This window comes from Streptosporangium sp. CA-135522, assembly GCF_050949235.1.
In the GTDB taxonomy this organism is placed as follows: Bacteria; Actinomycetota; Actinomycetes; order Streptosporangiales; family Streptosporangiaceae; genus Streptosporangium.
The window spans coordinates 4058073-4078601 of the sequence record NZ_CP192026.1 but is presented as its reverse complement, the minus strand read 5'-3'; the positions used below and the strand labels follow the sequence as shown (position 1 = coordinate 4078601).

Annotated in this window: 14 protein-coding genes and 1 tRNA gene; 6 read left to right on the top strand and 9 right to left on the bottom strand. The window is 72.5% G+C overall.

The genetic code is table 11. The features are described from left to right. Positions 1-21 precede the first annotated feature (21 nt). From ACQPYK_RS18895 to ACQPYK_RS18885, 3 genes are all read right to left on the bottom strand, one after another. Entirely contained in the window at positions 22-1077 is a 1056-nt protein-coding gene (locus tag ACQPYK_RS18895; RefSeq protein ID WP_433256913.1) for an ABC transporter permease, read from the bottom strand. Beyond that, a complete protein-coding gene (locus ACQPYK_RS18890) occupies positions 1074-2600 on the bottom strand; it encodes a sugar ABC transporter ATP-binding protein (protein WP_433256911.1) in 1527 nt (508 codons plus the stop codon). Before ACQPYK_RS18890 ends, ACQPYK_RS18895 begins: the two co-directional genes overlap by 4 nt. Before the next feature lie 208 nt (positions 2601-2808). Continuing rightward, positions 2809-4155, bottom strand: a complete 1347-nt coding sequence (locus ACQPYK_RS18885) for an ROK family protein (protein WP_433256910.1) — start codon at positions 4153-4155, stop codon at positions 2809-2811. Between the two features lie 450 nt (positions 4156-4605). Here ACQPYK_RS18885 and ACQPYK_RS18880 point away from each other — a divergent pair, with 450 nt between their 5' ends. Both ACQPYK_RS18880 and ACQPYK_RS18875 read left to right on the top strand, forming a co-directional pair. Then, positions 4606-7002 carry a carbohydrate-binding protein gene (locus ACQPYK_RS18880; protein ID WP_433256908.1) on the top strand — a complete coding sequence of 799 codons (2397 nt, stop codon included), beginning with the start codon at positions 4606-4608 and terminating at the stop codon, positions 7000-7002. Between the two features lie 345 nt (positions 7003-7347). Further along, complete coding sequence (locus ACQPYK_RS18875) at positions 7348-8733, top strand: ROK family protein (RefSeq protein WP_433256906.1); 1386 nt, start codon at positions 7348-7350, stop codon at positions 8731-8733. An 11-nt stretch (positions 8734-8744) separates the two neighbouring features. Here ACQPYK_RS18875 and ACQPYK_RS18870 read toward each other — a convergent pair whose 3' ends face one another. Further along, positions 8745-9470: a phosphoribosyltransferase gene (locus ACQPYK_RS18870; protein ID WP_433256904.1), complete on the bottom strand. Its 726-nt coding sequence runs from the start codon at positions 9468-9470 to the stop codon at positions 8745-8747. A 168-nt stretch (positions 9471-9638) separates the two neighbouring features. Here ACQPYK_RS18870 and ACQPYK_RS18865 point away from each other — a divergent pair, with 168 nt between their 5' ends. The 3 genes from ACQPYK_RS18865 to ACQPYK_RS18855 are packed head-to-tail and all read left to right on the top strand — an operon-like array spanning position 9639 to position 13257. Beyond that, complete coding sequence (locus ACQPYK_RS18865; RefSeq protein WP_433256902.1) at positions 9639-10187, top strand: 2Fe-2S iron-sulfur cluster-binding protein; 549 nt, start codon at positions 9639-9641, stop codon at positions 10185-10187. Beyond that, complete coding sequence (locus tag ACQPYK_RS18860; RefSeq protein WP_433256900.1) at positions 10184-11170, top strand: FAD binding domain-containing protein; 987 nt, start codon at positions 10184-10186, stop codon at positions 11168-11170. Before ACQPYK_RS18865 ends, ACQPYK_RS18860 begins: the two co-directional genes overlap by 4 nt. Next, the gene (locus tag ACQPYK_RS18855) at positions 11167-13257 is read left to right on the top strand and encodes a xanthine dehydrogenase family protein molybdopterin-binding subunit (RefSeq protein ID WP_433256898.1); all 2091 of its coding nucleotides are present in this window, start codon (positions 11167-11169) and stop codon (positions 13255-13257) included. The genes ACQPYK_RS18860 and ACQPYK_RS18855 overlap by 4 nt, the downstream gene beginning before the upstream one ends. A gap of 148 nt (positions 13258-13405) precedes the next feature. Here the strand turns inward: ACQPYK_RS18855 and fdhA are convergent, their stop codons facing one another. The 4 genes from fdhA to ACQPYK_RS18835 form a co-directional block, all read right to left on the bottom strand. Beyond that, the gene (gene fdhA / locus ACQPYK_RS18850) at positions 13406-14632 is read right to left on the bottom strand and encodes a formaldehyde dehydrogenase, glutathione-independent (protein ID WP_433256896.1); all 1227 of its coding nucleotides are present in this window, start codon (positions 14630-14632) and stop codon (positions 13406-13408) included. 259 nt (positions 14633-14891) lie between these two features. After that, positions 14892-16769 carry a SelB domain-containing protein gene (locus tag ACQPYK_RS18845; RefSeq protein ID WP_433256895.1) on the bottom strand — a complete coding sequence of 626 codons (1878 nt, stop codon included), beginning with the start codon at positions 16767-16769 and terminating at the stop codon, positions 14892-14894. Then, on the bottom strand, positions 16769-18058 hold the full coding sequence (gene selA / locus ACQPYK_RS18840) for an L-seryl-tRNA(Sec) selenium transferase (protein WP_433256893.1): 1290 nt from the start codon (positions 18056-18058) through the stop codon (positions 16769-16771). The genes ACQPYK_RS18845 and selA overlap by 1 nt, the downstream gene beginning before the upstream one ends. Positions 18059-18073: 15 nt before the next feature. Then, a tRNA-Sec gene (locus tag ACQPYK_RS18835) sits at positions 18074-18166 on the bottom strand. 105 nt (positions 18167-18271) lie between these two features. Here ACQPYK_RS18835 and selD point away from each other — a divergent pair. Continuing rightward, positions 18272-19381, top strand: coding sequence for a selenide, water dikinase SelD (gene selD / locus ACQPYK_RS18830; protein WP_433256891.1), 1110 nt, complete (start codon positions 18272-18274; stop codon positions 19379-19381). Positions 19382-19505: 124 nt separating this feature from the next. Here selD and nrfD read toward each other — a convergent pair whose 3' ends face one another. Continuing rightward, the gene (gene nrfD / locus ACQPYK_RS18825; protein WP_433256889.1) at positions 19506-20498 is read right to left on the bottom strand and encodes an NrfD/PsrC family molybdoenzyme membrane anchor subunit; all 993 of its coding nucleotides are present in this window, start codon (positions 20496-20498) and stop codon (positions 19506-19508) included. Between the last annotated feature and the right edge of the window lie 31 nt (positions 20499-20529).

Genomic DNA, 20529 nt, shown 5'->3' with positions numbered 1-20529 from the left:
TTGCGAGATGGGGGGTGACGATCAGGTGCGAGAGGTCAGGCCGCGCCGTTGCAGCAGCACGGCCACGATGATGATCAGGCCCTTGGCGATCAACTGATCGCTGGTGTTGAGCCCGTTGAGAATGAACAGGTTGGTGATCACCGTGAAGATCAGCAGGCCGAGAATCGACCCGAGGATCGACCCTCGCCCCCCGGTCAGCAGCGTGCCCCCGATGATCACCGCGGCGATCGCGTCCAGCTCGTACAGATCCCCGTGCGTGGAAGACCCCGTGGTGGTCCGCGCCATGATCAACACAGCGGCGATCCCGCAGCACACCCCCGACAGCACATACAGCCACATCGTGTGCCGGCGCACATCGATCCCGGCCAGCCGCGCCGCCTCGGCGTTACCGCCCACCGCATACGTACGCCGGCCGAACGTGGTGCGGTTCAGCAACACCCACCCGGCCGCCACCACCACCGCGAACACGTACACCAGCACCGGCAACCCCAGCACCCGGGTGGTCGACAACGCCACGATCAACTCGTTGCCCGGCCCGACCAGCTGCGTCCGGCGATCCGACATTCGCTGCGCCAGCCCGCGGGCGGCCACCAGCATCGCCAACGTCGCGATGAACGGCACCATCCGCCCGTAAGCGATCAACAGCCCGCTCACCGCACCGGCGCCCGCCCCGACCAGCACCGCGCAGACCATCATGACCAGCGGCCCATAGGACTGGGTGGCCACCGTGGTGGCCCACACCGAGGCCAGCGCCATCACCGCGCCCACCGACAGGTCGATCCCCCCACCGATGATCACGAAGGTCGCGCCCACCGTGATCACCCCGATGGTCGCCGCCAGCGCCAGAACGCTCACCAGGTTGGAGGTGGTGGCGAAGGTGCCGGGCACCGTCACCAGCCCCACCACCGCCAGCGACACCAGTGCCGCCACCAACCCCAGATGCGGCACCTCCCCCAACCGGGCCAGCCGGCCGGTGCCGGCGCCCTCGCGCCGCGGCGTACCGGCCCGGCCGCGCCCACCGGCGGAGAGCTCGCCGTCCACCGGGCTTACGGGCGCCTGGCTTCGCGAATCGCTCACAACGCACTCCCTTCCATGATCATGTCGAGCACGGTGTGCTCGTCCAGCTCGCCGGCGTCGGCCTCGCGGATGATCACGCCCTCGCGCAGCACCAGCACCCGGTCGGCCAGCCCGAGCACCTCCGGCACCTCACTGGAGACCAGCACCACCCCGACACCCGCGTCGGCCAGCCCCCGGATCAGCGCGTACAACTCCGCCCGCGCCCCGACGTCCACCCCCCGGGTCGGCTCGTCCAGCAACAGCAACCTGCGGCCGTCGACCAGCCAGCGCGCCAGCACCGCCTTCTGCTGGTTGCCTCCCGACAGCGTCTTGACCGGTCGCTGCGGATCGGGAGGCCGAATATCCAGCCGCTCCACCATGGCGCGTGCCTCAGCGGCCTCCCGGCGTCGATCCAGCCAGCCGAAGCGCGCGTACCTTCCCAAAGCGCCGAGCGAGATGTTGCGCGCCACGCTCTGATCCAGCAGCAACGCCTGAGCCTTACGCTCCTCCGGCGCCAGCCCCATGCCCAGCCGCACCGCGCGAGCCGGTCCGCCCCGCCCGACGGGGACGCCGTCCAGCACGACGCGGCCGGAAAAGCGGCGCGCGCCGTAGACGGCTTCGATGATCTCCGAGCGGCCCGAGCCGACCAGCCCGGCCAGCCCCACGATCTCCCCCGCCCGCACCGTGAACGACACCCCGGCCACCCGGCCCGCCACCGTCAATCCCTCCACCCGCAACACCTCGGCCCGGCCCGCGTCCACCGGCCGCGCCGGCCGTACCGGAAAGACCTGCTCCACCGCCCGCCCGGTCATCAACGCCACGATCTGCGCGGTCGGCATCTGCCGTACCGGCACCCCCGCCGCCACCGTGCGGCCGTCCTTGAGCACCGTCACCCGGTCTCCGATCTGCCGGATCTCCGCCAGCCGATGCGAGATGTAGAGCACCGCCACCCCGCGGGCGGTCAGCTCCCGGATGATCCGGAACAGGTTGGCCACCTCGTCGTGCGCCAACGCCGCCGACGGCTCGTCCATGACGATCAACCGGGCGTCGCGCGACAGCGCCCGCGCCATGCTGACCACCTGCTTGGCCGCCGGCGACAACCGCCCCACCTGCGCCCCCGGCCGGATCTCGCCGTGCCCCAGCCGTTCCAGCAGTCGCCGGGCGGCCCGGTTGACCTCGCCCCGGCCGACGAACCCCAACCGGGCCGGCTCATGACCGAGAAAGATGTTCTGCGCCACGCTCAGCCCGTCCACCAGGTCCAGCTCCTGGTAGATGGTGGAGATCCCGGCCCGGATCGCCGCGATCGGGCTGCTCGGCCGCACCCGCTCACCGGCCAGGGTGATGGAGCCCTCCTCCGGCTGATGCGCACCCGCGAGGACCTTGATCAGCGTCGACTTGCCCGCGCCGTTCTGGCCGAGCAGGCAGTGCACCTCCCCGGCACGGACATCGAGATCGACGCCGTCCAGGGCGCGCACACCGGGAAACCGCTTGACGATCCCCCGCATCGTGAGGAGAGGTACGGGGTCGGGGGGTGACTCTGGCATGAGATCCTCCTGGATCTTGTCCAGTGGGGTGGGGAGGTCGGGCCCGTCCGCCCGGTCGGCTCGGAGCGGCACCACCGTGACGGGGTCGAGGTCGGCGAGACGACGCCATCACGAATCCGGTCGGCCGGACGGACGGGGATATGGAGGGTGACGGGGGTATGGAGGTGGGGACCGGGGCCGGTGGCCCCGACCGGGATTCGCGGTTTCGTCAGTTCAGCGGGAGAACGTTCGGAGGCATTCGATCGGCGTCCCCTTCCGGATTCGATGGTGTGATGCGGCGGATGCCGATGATGGTGGGGTCGGAGAGCACGCGTTCGACGACGACGCCGGCCGCGCCGCGGGAGGCCGCCCCGAAGCCGAGATCGGAGGCGACGAAGCTGCAGCGGGCGGCCGAGCCGGCGACCCCCAGCCGTGCCAGCTCCGCCTGGGCGACGGGAATGATCTGCCGGGCGAGCCGGGCGAAGTATCCGCCCAGGACGATCACTCGCGGGTTGAACAGGTTGACCAGCGTGGTGGAACCGCGCCCCAGCCAGCGGCCGACCTCGGTGATGGCCTCGCCGACCCGGCGGTCGCCGGCGGCCTGCCTCAGCTCGATCTCGGCCAGGCGCTCCTCCGGGTCGCGCACCACCCCGTCGCCCACGCCGTAGGCGCGTTCCGGGGTGACCATCCGCACCAGCGCCGCCAGGCCGACCTTCGTCTCCCAGCAGCCGATCCGGCCGCAGCCGCACCGTTCTCCCGAGGGGTCCACCATCACGTGCCCGACCTCGCCGGCGAAGCCGTCCGCGCCGCCCAGCAGCCGTCCGCCGGCGATGACGCCGCCGCCGACGCCCACCTCGCCGGTGAGGTAGACGAGATCGGGGGTGCCCGTCGCGACCCCGGTGGTGAACTCGGCCAGCGCGGCGAGGTTGGCGTCGTTGTCCACGGTGATCGGCACGTCGGGCGCGATGTCCGGCGCGGACAGCCGCTCCGCCACCGGCACGCCGTACCAGCCGAGGTTGGGCGCGACCTCGACGGTTCCGGTGGAGGTGTCGATGAGACCGGGCACGGCCACGGTGATCCCGGCGAGAGTGACCCCGAAGGCGGCGAGATCCGACACCGCTTCCCTGATCGTCCCGGCCAGCTCGTCGAGCGAGCGGTCGGGGCCGCTGCCCATCGCGTCGAAGCCGACGCGCCGGTCGATGAGCACCCGGTTGGCCACGTCGGTGGCGAAGGCCGCGATGTAGTCGACGTTGACCTCGATGCCGAGCGCTCCCACCCCGGATCCGTCCAGGGCGAGGGCGAGGCCTGGACGTCCGACGGCTCCCGCGTGCTGTGGCCCGATCTCCTTGATCAGCCCGCGTGCCACCAGCTCTCCGACGAGGCTGGTCACCGTGGTCTTGTTCAGGCCCGTCTCCGCGGCGACGAGTGACCGCGACCGTGAGCCGTGCTCGCTCACGTGCCGCAGCACGAGGGAGAGGTTGGATCGGCGCACCGTGGCCTGGTCGGCGGGGGCCCCCGCCGACCTGCCGGAACCTCTGGGATCGCCGTTCCGACCACCACCCTGACCGTGGCGCACGTCACCCTCCTCATTAATTTGCATGACTCGCCGAATTAAAAGCACCCGCGGAACGGGGACACAAGCGTCGAAACGCTTCGTCTTGCGTAACACTTCCGTAACCTTGCTTAATTTTTTCGTTCACCTGCAACAAGTCCCCTGGTTATCCATTCGTTATCCGCCGCGGGGGTGCACAGCACGACATCCGCGTGTTACAAACCCAATTAATTGCTCTTGAAGACAAATAAAGGCTCCCGAAACACCACGGCAACCAGCGCGGCGGCGCGCGCCTTGCCTGACTTAACTCCCCAGGTCAGGAAAGGACCCACATGTCACCACGTTCTCGGCCCCGGCCCCGGCTGCTCGTCACAGCGCTGCTGGTCGCCGGTGGCGGCCTGACGATCTCCGCGGCCCATCCGGCCCCGGCCTCCCACGGAGCCGCTCACCCGGCGCGCGCCGACCACGGCTCCCATGACCCCGGCGCGGCTCCGGCGGCGGCCGACTTCGCCCCCTGGCAAGGCCCTCAACCTGTCGCGGTTCGTGCTGAAGACCGACGGCACACTCGACCTCTCCAGCGAGAAGGTCGTCCTCGAAGTCGCCAACGACCGGGGACAGTGCTGTCACGTCGGCGGTGACATCGACTTCGACGCCGCCGGGAACCTGTACCTCACTACCGGTGACGACACCAACCCGTTCGAGTCCAGCTCCTACTCGCCCCTGGACCAGCGGACCGACCGCAACCCGCAGTTCGACGCCCAGCGCTCCTCGGGCAACACCAACGACCTGCACGGCAAAGTTCTGCGGATCAAGCCCCGGCCCGACGGCACCTACACGATTCCCGCCGGCAACCTCTTCGCACCCGGCACCGCGAAGACCCGGCCGGAGATCTACGCGATGGGCTTCCGCAACCCCTTCCGGATGTCGGTCGACAAGGCCACCGGCATCGTCTATCTGGGCGACTACGGCCCCGACGCGGGCTCTGCCGACCCCAACCGCGGCCCCGGGGGCCAGGTGGAGTTCACCCGGATCACCGGGCCGGGCAACTACGGCCGGCCGTACTGCACGGGCACCAACACCCCGGCCGAGACCTACAACGCGTTCACCTTCCCCGACGGGCCGTCCGGCGCCAAGTACGACTGCGCCGGCGGTCCGGCCAACGGCTCCTTCCGCAACACCGGCCTGGCCAAGCTCCCCCCGGCCAAGCCGAGCTGGATCAAGTACGGCGACGCGGGTTCGCCTCCGGAGTTCGGCGGCGGCTCGGAGTCGCCGATGGGCGGGCCGGTCTACCGCTATGACGCCACACTCGACTCCGGCGTCAAGTTCCCCGCCTCGCTGAACGGCCGCTACTTCGCCGGCGAGTACGGCAGGCGCTGGATCAAGGCCATCGAGGTCAAGGCCGACGGTTCCCCCGGTGAGATCGCGGCGTTCCCGTGGACGGGCACCCAGGTCATGGACATGGCGTTCGGCCCGAACGGCGCGCTGTACGTGCTGGACTACGGCACCGGCGGCGACAACCAGGCGCTCTACCGGATCGAGTACATCGGCGCCGGCAACCGCAACCCCGTGGCCAAGGTCGCCGCGAACAAGACTTCCGGCCCCAATCCGCTGGCCGTCGCCTTCTCCTCCGCCGGCAGCTCCGACCCCGAGGGCGGCGCGCTCACCTACTCGTGGAGGTTCGGTGACGGCGGGAGGTCCACCCAGGCCGACCCGTCGCACACCTACACCGTCAACGGCACCTACACGCCGACCCTGACGGTCACCGACCCGACCGGTCTGACCGGGACCGCCAGCGTCGTGGTGACCGTCGGCAACAGCGCGCCGTCGGTGTCGCTCACGCTTCCGGCCGACGGCCAGCCGTTCTCCTTCGGCGACACCGTGCCCTTCCAGGTCAACGCGAGCGATCCGGAGGACGGCGCCGTCGACTGCGCCAAGGTGAAGGTCACCTACCTGCTGGGCCACGACAGCCACCGCCACGCGATCACCTCCAAGAACGGCTGCTCGGGGAGCATCGCGGTGCCGGTCGACGGTGAGCACGACACCGCCGCCAACATCTACGGCGTCTTCGACGCCGAGTACACCGATGCCGGCGGCCTGACCGCGCACAGCGTCCGCACACTGCAGCCCCGGCACCGGCAGGCCGAGCACTTCGGCGCGCAGTCCGGCGTCCAGCCGGCCGACCACGCCTCGGCGGAGGGCGCCAGGACCGCCGGGTTCATCGACAACGGAGACTGGATCTCCTTCCAGCCCTACGTGCTGTCCGGAGTCAGGGCCATCTCCTTCCGGGTCTCCTCGGCCGGAGCGGGCGGAACCATCGAGGTGCGCGCGGGTTCGGCCACCGGCGCCCTCCTCGGCACGACCGCCGTGCCGGTCACCGGCGGCTGGGAGACCTTCACCGACGTGACGGCGAACATCTCCGGCGCGCCCGCCGGGACGACCGCGCTGTTCCTGGTGTTCAAGGGCCCGACCGGTTCGGGCAACCTCTTCGACGTGGACGCCTTCACCTTCGTCACCGCGACCGGCACGCCGGTGGAGGCGGAGTCCTACACCTCGAACTCCGGCGTGCAGATCGCCGACCACGCCCCCGCCAGCGGCGGCAAGACCGCCGGATACATCAACAACGGCGACTGGACCGGCTACGCCACCATCACAACCACCGGCGCCACCGGCTTCAACGCCCGCATCTCCTCCGCCGGACACAGCCGGACTGCCGTACCAGGGGTAGTCGAACAGGTGAACGTCCGTCGCGTCGTGCTCCTGCGCGAGGTCGGCTTCCGCCGACACGGCCGGAGACGCTCCTCCGGCCGTCAAGGCGAATGTCAGGATCAGGGCGGCGGCGGCCGCCCGGCTTCGCCGGTTCCGCATGGGTGAATCACTCCTCGCACCGACGTGCCCTTCCGGCGGGCGGTACGCGCCCGCCGTCGCGCCGGCTGCACACCACGGCCTCCATTCAGTGAATTTCAATACCAATTCGATTTTTTACATACTCAGCATTGAAATTTGCTCATCTCGCCGTATTGAAAGACGATCCCGGCCATGACGCAAGATTCGAAACGTTCCACATCCCGTAACATTTCGGCAACATATGGGCGTGCCGCGTATCCCGATCCGACCGACGGGTGCGAAGTCGTTACCGATGCGCCCTGTACGGCCCGCCCGCTCGGGTGTTAGAAAACAATTAATTGCGCTTCAAGATAAATAAAGGCCGGTGACCGCATGACGCAGGGGCAGCATTTCGCCCGCCTGACAAAGGGCGCCGCCCAGCTGACAGCCCAACCGACCGGCCAACCGGCCGCCCAGCCGACAGCCCAGTCGACAGCCCCGCCGACCGGCCACGCGTCGCTGCGCCGGGCCAACCTCTCACTCGTACTGCGGCACCTGCGCGACCACGGCTCCAGCTCGCGTGCCGACATCGCGGAGTCGACGGGCCTGCACCGGGCCACCGTCTCCAACCTGATGGCCGAGCTCCTCGACCGGAGGCTGGTCCGCGAGATCGGCATCGAGCACGCGGGAACGGTCGGCCGCCCCCGGCGAGCGGTGGCACTCGACGGGGCCCACGTCGGGGTCCTGGGGCTGGAGATCAACGTCGACTACGTCGCGGTCCACGGCACCGACCTCGGCGGGCGCGTCCTGGTGGAGCGCCGCGTCGGTTTCGACGCGATGGGCAGCGGGCCGGACCACTCCCTGCGCGAGCTCGGCCGGGTGGCCCGGCAGGCCGTCGGCGAGCTCACCCGGGCCGGATCCCGGCCATCCGGCGACGCCTCCGGCATGAAGGTGGCCGGCATCGGGGTGGCCGTTCCCGGTCTGGTGGACGTCGGTCGCGGTGTGGTCGCGCTCGCGCCCAACCTGGGCTGGCGTGACGTCGCGCTCGCCTCGCGGCTGTCGGTCGCGCTCGGCGACCTGCACGCGCCGGTCACCGTGGACAACGACGCCAACCTGGCCGCGCTGGCCGAATACACCTCGGGCGTCGCCGCCGGGACGGCCGACATGGTCTATCTGACCGGCGAGGTCGGCGTGGGCGGCGGCATCATCGTCGGCGGACGCCTGCTCCGCGGCGCGGACGGCTTCTCCGGCGAGGTCGGCCACATGCCCGTCGATCCGGGCGGCCATCGATGTGGTTGCGGGCGCGACGGCTGCTGGGAGACGAAGGTCGGTCTCGCCGCGCTGGTACGCACGGCGACGCCGGACCAGGCCTACGGGCTGAGCAACACTCCGGTGCCCGACCCCGAGGAGCGGGTGGCGGAGATCGCCCGCGGGCTCGCCGCCGGGGACCCGCTGATGCTCGCGGCGGTGGCGGAGGTGGGCCGCTGGCTCGGGCTCGGCGGCTCGATCCTGGTCAACCTCTTCAATCCCCGGGTCATCGTCGTCGGCGGCTACTTCGCCACGCTGGCCCGTTGGCTCCTTCCCTTCGCCCAGGCGCAACTGGAGAGCCTGGCCGTCGCCGGGCCCGCCGCACGGTGCCGCTTCGTCGCCTCCGGCCTCGGTTTCGGCGCCGCGTCCCTGGGGGCGACGCACGTCGTGATCAACCAGCTCATCGACGACCCCGTCGCGATCGGCGCGGCCCACGCCTCGCTCGCGATCCCGCAGCCCTCGGCTCCCTGAGACGCCCGGCGTCATCCGTCCGGGCCGGGTGTCCTCGCCCTCGACTCTCTCGACGCCCCTGATGCCCCCGATCCCCCTGACGCCTTTGACGCCTTTGACGCGGCGCGGAGAAGGTCGCGCACCTCTTCGTCGTCCGTCTGGGTGAAGTCGACGTAGGACTGCCCGACCGCGAAGAACACCCGCGGCGTGCTGGCGCAGACCACCTCGTCGGCCAGGGCCTCCAGCTCGCAGCAGGTGGACTCGGGCGCGACCGGAACCGCGACGACGATCCGCGCCGGCCGCAGCCGGTCCAGCGCCTGGACCGCAGCCCGCATGCTGGCGCCCGTCGCCAGCCCGTCATCGGCCACGATGACGACCTTGCCGGTGAGTTCCGGCATGGAGCGCACTCCCCGGTAGAGCCGCTCGCGCCGGAGCAGCGCGTGCCGCTCCCGCGCCGCGACCTCGTCGATGGTCTCCTGCGACAGGCCGCGGCTCCAGACGACGTCGTCGTTGAGCACCATCACGCCGCCGTCGGCGATCGCCCCCATGGCCAGCTCCTCATGGCCCGGGACGCCGAGCTTGTGCACGAGGAAGACGTCGAGCGGGGCGTCGAGGGCCGTGGCGATCTCGTACGCCACCGGCACACCGCCACGGGGCAGCCCCAGGACGACGGTGTCGGACCGACCCCGGTGGTGTCCGAGAAGATCGGCCAGCACCCGGCCGGCGTCCCGGCGATCGACGAACAGGCGATCCACCACGGCTCTCGCCTCCCCTGATTTCAGCCAAGCTTCATTCCCCTTTACGGACGGATCAAACAGGAGTCTCCGGGCGTCTCGAACCGGACGGTTCCCGGCGGTCCCGGAGGATCGAACATCCCTTTGCGAACGCGGGGAAATGCCAGGAGGACGAGCGGGTAGGGAAGCCCCATGAATGGCGAAGCCGATACGACACGATGGGATGTCGCGACTCCGGTCACGGTGGACATCCGGCTGTCGGTCAACCGGGACGAGTATCCGATCACTGTGGACACACGGGAGACGCTTCTTGACACCTTGCGCGAGCAGCTCGATCTGATCGGCGCCAAGAAGGGTTGCGACCACGGGCAGTGCGGGGCCTGCACGGTGCTGGTGGACGGACGGCGGGTGAAGTCCTGCCTGACCCTGACGGTGACCCTCGACGATCGGGAGATCACCACGGTCGAGGGGCTCGCCGACGGCGACACGCCGCATCCGCTGCAGACGGCGTTCATCGAACACGACGCCTTCCAGTGCGGCTACTGCACGCCCGGGCAGCTCTGCTCGGCGGCCGGGATGCTGGCCGAGGCCGCGGCGGGATGGCCGAGCGCCGTCACCCCGGACGTGAGCGCCGCGCCGCGCCTCGACGACGACGAGATCCGCGAGCGGATGAGCGGCAACCTCTGCCGCTGCGGCTCCTACGTCAACATCGTCACGGCGATCGGGGAGGTGGCGCGGTGAGGCCCTTCGCCTACCGGCGGGCCACCGACGCGCAGACGGCGGTGGCGGCGCTGAGCGAACGACCCGACGCCATGTATCTGGGCGGCGGCACGAACCTGGTGGACCTGATGCGCCTGGGCGTCGTCTCCCCCGGCGCCCTGGTGGACGTCACCCGGGTCGCCGCCGGCACGGTCGAGGAGACCGCCGACGGGGGCCTGCTGATCGGCGCGGGCGTGCGCAACAGCGACCTGGCCGCGCATCCGGCGGTACGGCGGCGCTACCCGATGCTCGTCCAGGCGGTGCTGTCCGGGGCGTCGGGCCAGATCCGCAACATGGCCACGGTCGGCGGCAACCTGCTGCAACGCACCCGCTGCTCCTACTTCCAGGACGTCTCCAAGCCGTGCAACAAACGGCGGCCGGGCTCGGGCTGCCCGGCCGTCGAGGGTGACCACCGCAACCTGGCGATCATCGGCCACTCCGACGCCTGCGTGGCCACCCATCCCTCGGACATGGCCGTGGCGCTGGTCGCGCTCGGCGCGATCGTGCACGTGGAGGGGCGGCACGGAGCGCGCCGGGTGCCGATGCCCGGGTTGCACCGGCTTCCCGGCGACGAGCCGGAGCGCGACACCGTGCTGGAACCGGGCGATCTGATCACCGCGGTGGAGCTGCCGGCGCTGCCGTTCACGACCCGGTCGCGGTATCGCAAGGTGCGCGACCGGGCTTCGTTCGCGTTCGCGGTGGTGTCGGTGGCGGCGGCGCTGGACACGGCCGACGGCGTGGTCCGGGACTGCCGGATCGCGTTCGGCGGGATCGCTCACGTGCCCTGGCGGGCGGAGCTCGCCGAGGAGGCGCTGCGCGGAGCCCCGGCCACCGCCGCCGAGTTCGCCCGGGCGGCGGACGCCGAGCTGACCCGGGCGCGCCCGCTGCGGGAGAACGGGTTCAAGGTGCCGCTCGCTCGCAACGTGCTGGTCCGCACCCTCACCGATCTCGTGGAGACGCCATGACCACCACGACCCCGGCGTATGTCGGCTCGGAACTGAACCGGGTCGAGGGCCTGGACAAGGTCACCGGCCGTGCCCGGTACGCCTTCGAGTACTCTCCGCAGGATCTGGCCTACGCGGTGCCGGTTCAGGCCACCGTCGCCCGCGGCGAGATCCTCGCCGTCGACGTCGACGCCGTGCTCAAGCACCCCGGCGTGATCGCCGCCGTCTGGTACGGCAACGCCCCCAGGCTGGCCCCCGCCGACAACGCCGAGCTCTCCGTGCTCCAGTCGTCGCGGGTGGCCTACCGCGGCCAGTATGTCGCGGTCGTGGTGGCCGAGACGCTTCAGGACGCCAGGGAGGCGGCCGAGTCGGTGCGGGTGGAGTACGCCGCCGAGCCGCACGACGTCGGGCTGCGCACCGACCATCCGGGGCTGTACCGGCCCGACCACGTCAACCCGAACTTCCCCACCGACACCGAGCAGGGCGAGCCAGACGCGGCCCTCGCCGCCGCCCAGATCGTGGTGGACGCGACCTACACCACGCCCGCCGAGCACAACAATCCCATGGAGCCGCACGCGACGGTCGCCGCGTGGGACGACGACGGGCTGACGCTCTACGACTCCACCCAGGGGGCGTCGCTGGTCCGCGACACCGTGGCGTCGCTGTTCGGCATGCCGCCGGGGAACGTCCGGGTGGTCTCCCCGCACGTGGGCGGCGGCTTCGGCTCCAAAGGAGCCCCCCACCCGCACGTGGTCCTCGCCGCGCTCGCCGCCAAGCAGACCGGGCGCCCGGTCAAGCTCGCGGTGACCAGGCAGCAGATGTTCGCGGTGACCGGCTATCGCACCCCGACGATCCAGCGGGTACGGCTCGGCGCCGACGCCGACGGGCGGCTGACCGCGATCGTGCACGAGGCGTTCGAGCAGAGTTCCACGATCCGGGAATTCGCCGAGCAGACCACCGTGCCCACGCGAATGATGTACGCCGCACCCGCCCGGCGTACCACCCACCGGCTGGTCCGGCTGGACGTCCCCACCCCGACCTGGATGCGCGCCCCCGGCGAGACCCCGGGCATGTTCGCGCTGGAGTCGGCACTGGACGAGCTGGCGATCGCCTGCGGGCTCGACCCGATCGAGCTGCGGGTCCGCAACGAGCCGGACGTCGAGCCGGAGAGCGGCCTGCCGTTCAGCTCCCGCAACCTGATCGCCTGCCTGCGTGAGGGGGCGCGGCGGTTCGGGTGGGCCGGGCGGGATCCCGCGCCGGGTATCCGGCGCGAGGGCCGGATGCTGGTCGGGACCGGGGTGGCGTCGTCCACCTACCCGGTCTACCGGAGCCCCTCCAGGGCGAGCGCCCGGGCCGAGCCGGACGGACGCTTCACCGTGCGGATCGCCGCCACCGACATCGGCACCGGCGCCCGGACGGTGCTGACCCAGATCGCCGCCGACACGCTGCGCGCTCCGGCGGAGCGGGTCAGGGTGGAGATCGGCGACAGCACGCTGCCCACCGCCTCGCTGGCCGGGGGGTCGATGGGAACCGCCTCGTGGGGCACGGCCGTGGTGCGGGCCTGCGAGGCACTGCTGGACGACCTCGACCGGCGGGGCGCGGAGGTGCCCGACGGCGGTGTGGAGGCGAGTGCCGACACCTCGGAGGAGATCAGGACGCAACAGCGGTTCGCCCGCCACGCCTTCGGCGCCCAGTTCGCCGAGGTGGGGGTGGACGTCGACACCGGGGAGACGCGGGTGCTGCGGCTGCTCGGGGTGTTCGCCGCGGGCCGGATCGTCAATCCGAAGACGGCGCGCTCGCAGTTCATCGGCGGCATGACGATGGGCCTGTCGATGGCCCTGCTTGAGGAGAGCGTCATGGACCGCGAGTTCGGCGACTACCTCAACCATGACTTCGCCCAGTATCACGTCGCGTCCTGCGCGGACGTGCCCGCCATCGAGGCGCTCTGGGTCGAGGAGGATGATCCGCACCTCAACCCGATGGGTTCCAAGGGCATCGGCGAGATCGGCATCGTCGGCACCGCAGCGGCGATCGCCAACGCGGTGCACCACGCCACCGGCGTGCGGATCCGCGATCTACCGATCCGCCTCGACAGGCTGGTGGGGTAGGCCGCTCCCTCGGCCCGCTGGGATCAGCGGGCCGAGGGGGCGAGCGTCTCCGGCCGCGGCGGGCCGCTCCGGCGGGGTGTCGCCAGGCGGACGACTCGGCGAGCACGCCGTGTCGCCAGGCGGACGACTCGGCGAGCATGCCGTATCGCTAGGCGGACGACTTGGCGAGCATGCCGTTCGGGTCCAGCACGTACTTGCGCGCGGCGCCCTTGTCGAACTCCTCGTACCCCTGGGGCGCTTGGTCGAGCGAGATCGGTGTGGCGTTGACCGCCTTGGCGATCTGCACCCGGTCGTTCAGGATCGCCATCATCAGCTGGCGGTTGTAGCGCATGACCGGGCACTGGCCGGTGGTGAAGGCGAGCGACTTGGCCCAGCCCAGGCCGAGCCGGATGGACAGCGATCCCTTCTTGGCCGCCTCGTCGGCGGCGCCCGGGTCACCGGTCACGTACAGCCCCGGGATGCCGAGCGCGCCGCCCGCGCGGGTGATCGTCATGAGCGAGTTGAGCACGGTGGCGGGGTGCTCGGTGGCCGCCTCGGCACCGTGGCCGCGGGCCTCGAACCCGACGGCGTCGACGGCGCAGTCCACCTCGGGTTCACCGAGGATCTGCTCGATCTGGTCCTGCGGCTCTCCCTCGGAGACGTCGATGGTCTCGCATCCGAAGCTGCCGGCCTGGGCGAGGCGTTCCTTGTTCAGGTCGCCGATGATGACCACGGCGGCTCCGAGGAGGAAGGCCGACACGCCGGCGGCGAGCCCGACCGGGCCCGCGCCCGCGATGTAGACGGTCGAGCCGGGCTTCACCCCGGCGCTGACGCAGCCGTGGAAGCCGGTCGGGAAGATGTCCGAGAGCATGGCCAGGTCGAGGATCTTCTCCATCGCCCGATCCTTGTCCGGGAACTTCAGCAGGTTCCAGTCGGCGTAGGGGACGAGCACGTAGTTGGCCTGCCCGCCGACCCAGCCGCCCATGTCGACGTAGCCGTAGGCCGAACCGGGCCGGTCCGGGTTGACGTTCTCGCAGACGCCGGTCTTGCCCTCCTTGCAGTTGCGGCATCGGCCGCAGGCGATGTTGAAGGGGACGGACACGAGGTCGCCCTTCTTGATGAACTCCACGTCGGGGCCGGTCTCGATGACCTCGCCGGTGATCTCGTGACCGAGGGTGAGCCCCGCGGGTGCGGTGGTGCGGCCACGGACCATGTGCTGGTCGCTGCCACAGATGTTCGTCGCGACGGTCTTGATGATCGCACCGTGCGGAACCTTGCGGCCCACGTTGGCCGGGTTGACCCCGGGCCCGTCTTTGAGCTCGAACTCGGGGTAGGCGATGGCCTGGACCTCCACCTTGCCCGGTCCCTGGTAGGTAACGCCCCTATTGTCAGGCATGACGTTTTCCTTCCTCGCCGAAAGCGCGGATGGAACAGCGGCCTCCCGAGAGGGCTCGGCGGCGTTCGGGCCGGGAGAGGGGAGGACGGGCGACGTCGTCCCGGCGACTACCCCGAACGGTCCCTCCGCGGGCGGCCGGCCATCGCGACCCCCGACAGCGATGGTTCTTCCCCAACTAGCAGTACATACCCTGCGATTAATGCAGTAACCAGGCATTTCATGCATCCGGTCCGCACGGGAGCTCGCCGGGCGGGCGGCGTCAGGCCTCACCCGGCGGCGTCCGGCAGCGGCGGTGGGTCTCGTCGATCCGCTCGGTGAGCCCGCTGCGATCGAGGAGTTCCAGCAGCGGCACCGCGACCCTGCGGCTGGTGCCCAGCGCCTGCCTGGCCTGGCTGACCGTGAACGGCTGTGGCAGCCGGGCCAGCAGCTCCGCCGCCCGGACGTCCGCGCCGGGCGGCAGCACGACCCCGGCGGCCACACGGAGCAGAGCTCCGGCCCGTACGGCCGCCGCCAGCTCGCGGGACCCCAACCCCAGCTCGACCAGCCGCCCGGCCTCCGGTGCCCGGAAGGGCTGCGCGGACAGCTCCGCGCCGAGCCGCTCGACCGCCCTGGCCAGCGGCGCGGGCAGGCCCGCAGGCCCGCTCGTTATCCGGCCGTCGGCGACGGCCAGCGGCGGGCGCACCAGCGCGGCGACCAGCCGCCGGTCGGGCAGGCCGAGCGCGTGGCGGGCCGCCTCAACCGGCATGCCCGGCTCCAGGGGATGTTCGGCGGCGTGGCGCCGTACCTCCCGGGCCAGGCGCTCGCCCAGCCCCGCCCAGTACGCCGGGTCGGCGTGCCAGTCACCGCAGACCGGCCCGCCCTCGGGGGCGCACCCCATGGCCAGCAGGTCGCCGGCGCGCAGCAGCCGATGGGTGCGCAGCAGCCAGGACGCGTCCGGCAGGGCCGCCGCGAGCCCGGACGCGCGCTCCCGCGCCGCGCCCCGGCGGCGCAACGCGGGCGGGCGCACATCGAGCACGCTCGCGCCGGCGAGCACCCGGACCTCGGCGCGGTCCCGGCCGGGATCGCGCAGCAGCAGCACGTCGCCCAGATGCAGCGGCAGCGGCCTGGCCAGGCGCAGCCGTGCGATCCGCCCGCCCAATGGCCGCACCTCGCACGTCACCGCCGCCGATCCGATGTGCGCGGTCAGCCGCCGCGGCAGGTCGCCCCGGTCCGCCACGTACCCTCCGGCGGCTTTCCGCGCCCCCCGCCGATCACCCGCCGCCGCGGCGGCACCGGACGGTCCGGCCGCCCGGCCCGCGCCGGGCGCCGCGCTCCCCCGGACCGTCCCGACCGGGCAGAGCCGCACATCGACCAGGTCGGTGCACGTCCACCGCTCCGGCGTGACCAGGGCCTGCCCCCGTTCGGGAACGCCCTGCCCACGCAGGTTGAGCGCCACCCGCGCCACGCCGGTCACCGAGGTCCGCGGCTCCTTCAGGCACTCCATTCCCCGGATCCGCACCGGCCCGCCGGGGAGCTCCAGCTCGTCCCCCACCGCGATCGTTCCCGCCGGCAGCGTCCCGGTGACGACGATTCCGCTGCCGCGCACGCTGAACGCCCGGTCGATCCACAGCCGCACCGGCGCCCGGTCGTCCGGCACGGGCAGCGTGGCCACCAGCCGGTCCAGCGCCTCTCGCAACGCGTCGAGGCCCTGCCCGGTGCGCCCGCTCACCGCCAGCGCCTCGACCCCGCCCAGCCCGCTCGCGGCCAGGCGGGCACGGGCCCGCTCGATCGCCGGCGCGGGGTCGGCCAGGTCGGCGCGGCTCACCACGAGCAGGCCGTGCCGTACGCCGAGGGCCTCCAGCGCGACCAGGTGCTCCTCGGACTGCGGCATCCAGCCGGCGTCGGCCGCCACCACGAACATGACGGCCGGTACGGAACCGACCCCGGCCAGCATCGTGCCGAGGAAACGCTCGTGCCCGGGCACGTCGACGAAGGCCAGCCGCTCCCCCGAGGGCAGCGCCGTCCAGGCGTGGCCGAGCTCGATCGTCAGCCCTCGCCGCCGTTCCTCGGCCAGCCGGTCGGGCTCCATCCCGGTCAGCGCCCGCACCAGCGTGGACTTGCCGTGATCGACGTGGCCCGCCGTGGCGACGACGTGCATCAGCCGCTCGCTCCGAGGATCGCCCGCGCCACATCGTCGTCCCGGTCCGGGGGAAGGGTCCGCAGGTCGAGCAGGAGCCGGCCGCCCTCCACCCGGCCGACGACCGGGGGTTCACCGGTCCGCAACGGGACGGCGAGCCGCTCGGGCAGGCTCACCGCCGCGCTGCGCAGCCGCACGCCGGGGGCGCCCCCGCCGCCCACGGTCGCCTCGCTCGGCACGGCCCTCGCGTCGATCCCGGCCTCGGACAGCCTGCCGGCGAGCGCCCCGGCGCGCTCGTCCAGCACCTGCGGATCGGCGTGCAGCGCCTCGTGGAGGGGTGTGGCCGGCCCGCGCAGGGTGGCCTCCAGCGCCGCCAGGGTCAGCTTGTCCACTCGGAGCGCGCGGGCGAGCGGGTGCCGTCTGCACCGTTCGACCAGGTCACGGCGGCCGAGCAGCAGGCCCGCCTGCGGTCCGCCGAGCAGCTTGTCCCCGCTGGCGGTGACCAGATCGGCTCCGGCCCTGAGCACGCCCGCCGCATCCGGCTCCTGCGGCAGCAGCGGTTCGCGCGCGAGCAGGCCGGAGCCGATGTCGGCCACGACGGGAACGCCGAGCCCGCAGAGCGCCGTGACCTCGACCGATCCGGTGAAACCCTCGATCCGGAAGTTCGACGGGTGCACCTTGAGCACGAACCCCGTCTGCGGTCCCACGGCCGCCGCGTAGTCCGCGTAGGAGGTGCGGTTGGTGGTGCCCACCTCGCGCAGCCGCGCTCCCGTGGAGACCAGCAGGTCGGGGATGCGGAAGCCGTCCCCGATCTCCACCAGCTCGCCGCGGCTGATCACGATCTCCCGCCCGGCGGCGAGCGCGGTGGCCACCAGCACCAGCGCGGCGGCGTTGTTGTTGACCGCGTGCACGTCCTCGGCGGCGGGCACGGCCCGCGCGAGCGCGACCATCGCGCCCCGGCCACGGCGGGCGCGGGCACCGGTGGCCAGATCGAACTCCACGTCGGCGGAGCCCGCCACGGCCACCGCCGCGGCGATCGCCGCGGGTGACAGGGGGGCACGTCCGAGATTGGTGTGCAGCAGCACGCCGGTCATGTTGATCACCGGCCGCATGCTCGTGGCATACGGTGGAAGGGCCGCCACGGCCGCGTCCGCGACCTGCTCGGGCCCGATCTCGCCCTGCCGCGCCCGCCGCTGGGCCTGGGCCACCGCGTCCTTGACGACCGCCCGCCCCAGCCGCAGCGCCGTCGCGACCAGCCGCGGGTCGGCGAGCACGAGGTCGGTGCGCGGCACACGCCTTCGTGAGTCCATGGTTCGAAAATAGAGCGGAGGCGGACGGGAATCGAACCCGCCAGGCCGAGGACCTCGACCTCGTCGGTTTTGAAGACCGCGGGGGCCACCAGGCGCCCACACGCCTCCAGGGGAGAACCTAGCAGCAAGCGGGTAGAGCCGAGACAGCGCGTGACGAGGCGGCGCGCCGCGCTCCGCCGCGCGGTCGCCGAGGATCCAGCGAGGGGAATCCCGATGACGGAGACGACGAGAACGGCGAGACAGGACGTCCCGGCCTCTCCCGCGCCATCTGCCGCGCCGTCAGGGTCGCCCTCTCCCGCGCCGTCCGGGCCGGACCGGAGCGCGATCCGCCTGACGCAGTACGCGCATGGGGGCGGCTGCGCCTGCAAGATCCCGCCGGGCGAGCTGGAGGCCGTCGTCGCGGGCCTCATCGACGGGCCGGACGGCACCGCCCTCCGCGCTCCCGCCGGCGAGCTGATCATCGGACTGGACGACGGGGACGACGCCGCCGTGGTGCGAATCGGGGGTGGCCGGGCGGTCGTGGCCACGGCCGACTTCTTCACCCCCGTGGTGGACGACCCCTACGACTGGGGACGGATCGCGGCGGCCAACGCCCTGTCCGACGTCTACGCCGTGGGCGGGGAGCCGCTGGTGGCGGTCAACCTGCTCGGCTGGCCCCGTGAGAGGCTGCCGATGGATCTGGCGAGGGAGGTGCTGCGCGGCGGGCTGGACGTGGCCCGGATCGCCGGCTGTCACGTCGCGGGCGGCCACAGCGTCGACGACCCGGAACCGAAGTACGGCATGGCCGTCACCGGTCTGGCCGATCCCGGGCGGCTGCTGCGCATCGGCGGCGGGCGGGCGGGACTGCCGATCTCCCTCACCAAGCCGCTCGGCGTCGGGGTGCTCAACACCCGGCACAAGGCGACCGGCGAGGTCTTCCCGCAGGCGGTCGCCGTGATGACCACGCTCAACCGGGACGCCTCCCGGGCCGCGCTCGCCGCCGGCGCCGGATGCGCCACGGACGTGACCGGGTTCGGCCTGCTCGGCCACCTGTACAAGCTGGCCAGGGCGAGCGGCCTGACGGCGGTGGTCGACGTGGCGGCCGTACCGTACCTGGAGGGGGCCCGCGAGGCCGTACGGGACGGCTACGTCAGCGGTGGCACCCGGCGCAACCTGGCGTGGGTGCAGCCGCACCTCGACCCCGGCCGCCTCGGCGAGGAGGACCTGCTGCTGCTCGCCGACGCCCAGACCTCCGGCGGCCTGCTCGTGGCCGGCGAGGTCCCGGGCGCCCCGGTCATCGGCAGGCTGACCGCCCCGGACGGCCCGGCGTTGCGGCTGCGCTGAGCACCCCGCGTCCGGAGGGGCCCGTCATCCGGACGGCCCAGCGACCCGGCGACCAGACGGCCCGGATGCCCCGGACGGCCCGGCGACCAGACGGCCCGGACGGCCCGACACCGCGGCCGCGCCGCTACGGCCACACCCGTGCCGGGGGCCGCACGACCTTCCTCGTCTCCCGGCGCCGCCGCTGGGGCACCACCGTGTATTTGGGATCGGCCGCCGAGGCCCTGCCGGCCTCCAGGACACCGAAGCGGGTGTACAGGGCACCGGCGGTGAGAGCGGCGCCGGACAGGGCTGCGAGTGCGCGGCTGCGTCCGGCGACCGTGGTGAGCAGGGCGCCGCCGACGGTGAGGGCACGGGCGATCCGCATCCGGCGTCCCGCCTTCCCCAGCCGGTACGGCTCGCCGACCAGGCCGAGCCGGCGTTCCAGCACCGCGCCCGCGGCCGTCTCGAGCGCGGCCCCCAGCACGGCGACCGTACGCGCCGGGCCCGCCTCGGCGGGAGGGACCGCCAGCATGCCCAGGGCACCCGCGCTGGCCAGCGCGCTTCCGGCGAACAGGAACGGCAGTTCCCGGTGGGCCTCGTGCCAGGCGGGCACGGCGGTGTCGGCGACGAGCACGGCGGTGTAGGTCGCCATCAGCGGTCCGGTCAGCACGGTGACCAGCGCCGCCGCGCCGCCGGCCGCGGGCAGCGCGGCGGCGACCCCGGCGGGCAGCCGGGAGACGATCCTGGAGCCGGGCGAGGCGGCGGCGACCGAGGAGGCGGCCGCGACGGTGGCCAGCCCGCTGTGCGCGGCCAAGAGCCAGGAGCCCATGCTCATCGGCGAGGTGGGCTTGAACACCCGCAGCATGTTGAGGAACCGCTCCGGCCGGCCGAGCTCGGCCACCAGGAAGGCGGCTCCGCCCGCGGCTCCGGCCACCGCGGTGATCCCGCCGGCGAGCGCGAGCCGGTCGCGCCCGGTGAACCTCGCCATGGCGGACATCACCGAGGCGGCCCCGGACAAGCCTCCCAGGTAGAGGTAGAGGGGCATGTTGGGCTCGTGCCAGACCGGAGCCTTGATCACCGGCTGCCCGTAGTAGGAGCGGAAGTCGGCCTCCGGCACCATCGCGTCCTCGCGCCTCACCGCCGCCACCCCCGGTGACCGCCGCGCTCTC

What these genes read in the sequence shown, in the direction of transcription:
- ACQPYK_RS18875 (WP_433256906.1), top strand. Translation starts at nt 7,348, where the DNA reads ATGACGCAGGGGCAGCATTTCGCCCGCCTGACAAAGGGCGCCGCCCAG.
- selD (WP_433256891.1), top strand. Translation starts at nt 18,272, where the DNA reads ATGACGGAGACGACGAGAACGGCGAGACAGGACGTCCCGGCCTCTCCC.
- ACQPYK_RS18855 (WP_433256898.1), top strand. Translation starts at nt 11,167, where the DNA reads ATGACCACCACGACCCCGGCGTATGTCGGCTCGGAACTGAACCGGGTC.
- ACQPYK_RS18865 (WP_433256902.1), top strand. Translation starts at nt 9,639, where the DNA reads ATGAATGGCGAAGCCGATACGACACGATGGGATGTCGCGACTCCGGTC.
- ACQPYK_RS18845 (WP_433256895.1), bottom strand. Translation starts at nt 16,769, where the DNA reads ATGCACGTCGTCGCCACGGCGGGCCACGTCGATCACGGCAAGTCCACG.
- fdhA (WP_433256896.1), bottom strand. Translation starts at nt 14,632, where the DNA reads ATGCCTGACAATAGGGGCGTTACCTACCAGGGACCGGGCAAGGTGGAG.
- selA (WP_433256893.1), bottom strand. Translation starts at nt 18,058, where the DNA reads ATGGACTCACGAAGGCGTGTGCCGCGCACCGACCTCGTGCTCGCCGAC.
- ACQPYK_RS18880 (WP_433256908.1), top strand. Translation starts at nt 4,606, where the DNA reads ATGACCCCGGCGCGGCTCCGGCGGCGGCCGACTTCGCCCCCTGGCAAG.
- ACQPYK_RS18890 (WP_433256911.1), bottom strand. Translation starts at nt 2,600, where the DNA reads ATGCCAGAGTCACCCCCCGACCCCGTACCTCTCCTCACGATGCGGGGG.